The sequence below is a fragment of the Kitasatospora sp. NPDC001225 genome, from assembly GCF_053597855.1.
The window spans coordinates 1-1,003 of sequence record NZ_JBSFJC010000502.1 but is presented as its reverse complement, the minus strand read 5'-3'; the positions used below and the strand labels follow the sequence as shown (position 1 = coordinate 1,003).

The 1,003-nt window shown below is 68.0% G+C and carries 2 protein-coding genes; one reads left to right on the top strand and one right to left on the bottom strand.

The genetic code is table 11. The annotated features are described in order from the left end of the window. Positions 1-13: 13 nt before the first annotated feature. Positions 14-535, bottom strand: coding sequence for a flavoprotein (locus ACWDCZ_RS41765; protein WP_449818784.1), 522 nt, complete (start codon positions 533-535; stop codon positions 14-16). A gap of 115 nt (positions 536-650) precedes the next feature. Between ACWDCZ_RS41765 and ACWDCZ_RS41760 the strand changes: the two genes are divergently transcribed. Beyond that, on the top strand, positions 651-1,003 hold a 353-nt coding region (locus tag ACWDCZ_RS41760), incomplete at its 3' end, for a helix-turn-helix domain-containing protein (RefSeq protein WP_449818783.1).

Sequence of the window (1,003 nt, the reverse complement as noted above, 5' to 3'; positions counted from 1 at the left end):
GGGCTGCTTCTTCTTAGCTGCCGCGTCGAGGGCCTGTAGTCCACTGGGGCCGGCACCCCGGGACGTTCGGGACGAAGGCCCCTTCCCCGAGCAGCACCCGGACCCCGGCGTCGCGCAACGTCGTGACGCTGCGCGAGAACTGGGGGTGACCAGTGAGCGCCGTGTTCGTGCACGGCATCACGGTCAGCGGGATGCCCTTACCGATCGCCTCAGCCGCGTAGCCGATGACCCAGGAGGTCGTAATGCCGAGCGCGAGGCTGTTGATGCTGTTCATCGTTCCGGGGGCGAAAAGAACGGCGTCGGCAGGTGGAAGCACGTCCGGGTCGCCCGGCCGACGGTAGGAGGACTTCACTGGGTAACCGGTCAGGCGCTCTAGCTGCGGGACTTCGTCCTGGAGCCAGCTCGCCGCTGTCGGCGTGAGCCCGAGCACCACGTCCCACCCCCTGTCCTGCGCCTGGCGCACGACGTGCGCGACGTCCAGGACGGGCGGGGCGGCGGAGCCGAAGAGGTACAGGACAGGACGTGTGACGGACATGAAGGTCATCGAACCCTGTGGGAACGGACCTCGGCAACCCGCCGGAATCGGCTGAGGTCTACGGCTACTTGGCGCTACCGTCGGATCACCGGGCCCGACTCGCAAGGGACGCACCATGACCGACTTCACGCCCGACACCATCGGCAAGCGGATCAAGCAGACCCGCAAGCTTCGACACATGACCCAGACCGAACTCGCCCTGAAAGCGGCGATCTCGGCATCCCACATGGCTCAGATCGAGCAGGGCAAGCGACAGGCCAGCCCGGCAGTCGTCGCGTCCATCGCCCGAGCGCTGTCCGTGCCCGTCGCCGATCTCGAAGGACGCCCGTTCATCGAGGAGTTGCGGCGCGACCAGCTCGACGGGCTGATCCAGCCCATCCGCGAGTCGCTTGACGTCTTCGACCTGGGCGCGGACCCGGACGTCGCCCCGCGCCCGATCGAGGACCTCGTCACGCACACCGACCGGGT